Source organism: Ornithinicoccus halotolerans, from assembly GCF_009602535.1.
In the GTDB taxonomy this organism is placed as follows: domain Bacteria; phylum Actinomycetota; class Actinomycetes; order Actinomycetales; family Dermatophilaceae; genus Ornithinicoccus; species Ornithinicoccus halotolerans.
The window spans coordinates 1-3,291 of the sequence record NZ_WIQI01000178.1 but is presented as its reverse complement, the minus strand read 5'-3'; the positions used below and the strand labels follow the sequence as shown (position 1 = coordinate 3,291).

The 3,291-nt window shown below is 76.7% G+C and carries 2 protein-coding genes; one reads left to right on the top strand and one right to left on the bottom strand.

Annotation, left to right across the window (positions count from 1 at the left end; all coding sequences use genetic code 11):
• A partial coding sequence (locus tag GFJ45_RS15685) for an AAA family ATPase (protein ID WP_153398930.1) occupies positions 1-2,244 on the bottom strand: 2,244 nt, incomplete at its 3' end.
• Here GFJ45_RS15685 and GFJ45_RS15680 point away from each other — a divergent pair.
• Positions 2,159-3,253 carry a serine/threonine-protein kinase gene (locus GFJ45_RS15680; RefSeq protein ID WP_228387189.1) on the top strand — a complete coding sequence of 365 codons (1,095 nt, stop codon included), beginning with the start codon at positions 2,159-2,161 and terminating at the stop codon, positions 3,251-3,253. The two genes, GFJ45_RS15685 and GFJ45_RS15680, sit on opposite strands and share 86 nt — an antisense overlap.
• Positions 3,254-3,291: the final 38 nt, after the last annotated feature.

The following is a 3,291-nucleotide window of genomic DNA, read 5'->3' as shown; positions in this document are numbered from 1 at the left end:
CTCGGGGCCTACTGCCTGTCCGAGCCGCACTCCGGCTCCGACGTCGCAGGCATCCGCACCCGCCCGGTCCCCGTCGACGCCTCGGGCCAGCTCGGCGAGCCGCGCGGTGGGCCGGGTGCTGCCGAACCGCACCGCCGTGTGCAGCGCGACCGACTCGACCGCGTGCTGTCCGCTCACCCGGGCGGTGGCAGCGGCGCACGTCGCCAGCACCTGGGCGTCGCTGACGGCGCCCTCGGCGGCGGCGACCCAGGCGCGGGTCAGCAGCAGGTCCGGGTCGTAGCAGTCGTGGCAGTCGCGGCGCTCGGCCTCGGCCTCCCCGAGCGCTGCTCGGGCCGCCGCCGCCTCGCCACGCACCGCCCGGACCTGGGCCAGCCAGCACAGCGCGACGAACCGCCATCGGGAGGGGTCCTCGCCCGCGAGGCCGTCCGCGGACTCCTGCAGCAGGCCCGCGGCGCGGCCGAGCTCGCCCCGGTCGGCCGCGACCAGCCCGCGCATGAGACCGGTCAGGTGCGGCACCCAGCCGGCCGTCAGCGAGAGCGGGTACTCGTGCCCGGTGGCGAGTTCCGCCTGCTCCGGATGACCTGCCAGCACGCACGCGGTCACGTGCGCGTAGTCAAGGACCAGCTGGCGGGCACGCGGCTCCGGCCCGTCGCCGAGGAGGTCCAGCTGCCGCGTCACCAGGTCGATCGCGTCCTGGCATCGACCGGTCCTGGCCAGGGCGAGCCCGACGGCCGAGCCGCCCCACGGCAGCGCCCGTCCCTCCTCGGCCAGCGCCTCCACCAGTGCCCGGCCGTCGGCGATCACCTGCTGCGGGCGGTTCCGGGACAGCGTGAAGCACAGCTGCATGGAGGCGAGGACGGCGTGGCAGCCGGGGTCGGAGACCTCCTGCCGTGCCCGCCGGAGCACCTCCTCCGCCCCGGCCGCCTCGTCGCCGGTCCAGAACAGGTTCGCGGCCCGGATCAGCGCCACCGCGGCCCGCTCGTCGTCCGGTCCTCCTGGGACGTCGAACGGTGCCAGGACGCGCTCGGCGTCGGCCGGGCGGTCCTGCCAGCTCAGCGCGTGGCCGAGCGCGGCGGCGGCCCGGCCACCGTGGCCGTCCCGGACCGCTGCCAATGCCAGCCGCTCGGCCAGCCGGACGTCGCACACCTGCAGCGCGTGCTCGGCGGCGGGCACCAGCAGACCCGGGTCCGGCGCGGTGTCGCTGTCGAGGAGCAGCACCGCCGCCCGCAGCAGGTCCCCGGGGCGGGGACTGTGCTCCCAGTCCAGCGCCCGCACCAGCCGGCTGCGCAGCCTCCGGGCACGGAGCGTCCCGACCCGGGCCCGGACCAGCTCGCTCAGCAGTGGGTGGGCGGCCCGCACCTCGGGCCGGCCGGTGCGCTCCTCCACGACGACGGCGCCAGCTCGCTCGGCCTCCTCCACCGCGCCGTCCCCGGTGACCTGCCGCAGCGTCGCCACGTCCAGTGGCTCCGCGAGGGACAGCACCTCGAGCACGGCCCGCACCTCGGGGGTGAGCTGGTCCAGCCGCGCCTGCAGCACCTCCGCGAGCGCGGGGGTCACCGTGGCTTCGCCCCGGAGCTGCCACAGCCTGCCGGTCCGGGACAGCCGCCCCTCGGTGAGCGCCCCCTCCACGACCGCGCGTAGCGCCAGCGCGTTCCCGCCGGTGAGGGCGTGCAGCCGCCGCACGCTGTGGGTCTCGACCGCGCCGCCGAGGGCCTGCTCCAGCAGCGCACCGACCTGCTGCGGCGCCAGCTCGGGAAGGTCGAAGCGTGACAGGTACCCGTCCTTCCACAGCGCCCGGACCGCGTCGGAAGCGGGCGCGCCGGTCCGCAGCGTCAGCAACAGGGGGACACCGTGCTCCACCGCCAGCGAGAGCAGGAGGGAGGCCGACTGGTCGTCGAGGAGGTGGGCGTCGTCCATGCCGAGCACCGCGCGCTCGCGGGCGGTGGCCGCCAGCACCTCGGCGAGCCGGCCGGAGGTGTCACTGCCGTCTGCGTCGAAGCCGCGGGCCAGCCGCCAGAACGGGCCGAACGGCAGCGCCCGGGAGGCCTCGGAGGCCACCATCCACTGGCAGCCGACACCGGCCTCGGCCAGCGCGGCGAGGGCCTCGCGCGCCAGCCGCGTCTTGCCGACCCCGGACGGGCCGGCCAGCACGGCACCGGTGGGGGCCGCGCTGGGCCGCCGCAGCAGCTCCACGAGCTCGGTCAGCTGCTCGTCCCGGCCGGTCAGCGGCCAGTGCGTGACCACGCACCTGATCGTAGGCCGGGTGGACCTCGCGCGACACCTCCCTGGCGGTGCCCGGCCAGAGTGCCGCGCGGGCGAATCCGGCCCGGCTCGTGCTACCTGGGCGCGCTACCGTGCCAGGAGGGAGCAACGCCAGGTGGACTCACAGCGGAAGGACGGGCAGGTGCCGGAGGCAGACGCGGTGGTGCTGGATGGCCGCTACGAGCTCGGCGAGCTGCTGGGCCGCGGCGGGGCCGCGGACGTGCACCGGGCGCACGACCGGGTGCTGGACCGGCCGGTCGCCGTGAAGCTGCTGCGGCAGGGTGGTGAGGAGGAGGGTGACCGGGCCCGGTTCACGGCCGAGGGCCGGCTGCTGGCGCGGCTGCAGCACCCGCACCTGGTGGCGGTGCTGGACGCCGGGACCGAGGGGGACCGACCCTACCTGGTGATGCAGCTGGTCGAGGGGCCGACGCTGAGCCAGGCCTGTCGCGCCGGTCCGCTGGACGCGGAGCAGGTGCGAGCCGTCGGGCAGGGGCTGGCCGACGCGCTCGCGCACGTGCACGAGGCCGGGATGGTCCACCGCGACGTCAAGCCCGGCAACGTGCTGCTCGACGGCACCGGGCGCGCCCGGCTGAGCGACTTCGGGATCGCCCGGCTGCTGGCCGACGCCACCCGCCACACCTCCACCGGGATCACCCTCGGCACCGCCGCCTACCTGTCGCCGGAGCAGGTGCGCGGCGAGGAGGTCACCGGGGCCACCGACGTCTACGCCCTCGGGCTGGTGTTGCTGGAGGCGCTCACCGGCGACCGCGAGTACACCGGGCCCCCGATGGAGGTCGCCCTGGCCCGGCTGCACCGCACGCCCCAGGTGCCAGACCGGTTGCCGCAGCCATGGCCGGGACTGCTGCGGGCGATGACGGCCATGCGGCCGCAGGACCGCCCGACCGCCGCGGAGGTGGCGCGGGTGCTCGGCGGCGTGGAGGGGGCCGCGGTGGCGGCTCGCTGGAGATCCGCGAGCGGTAGAGCAGGCTGACGCCCTTGGCGTCGACCAGCTTGCTGCCCACCCGAAGC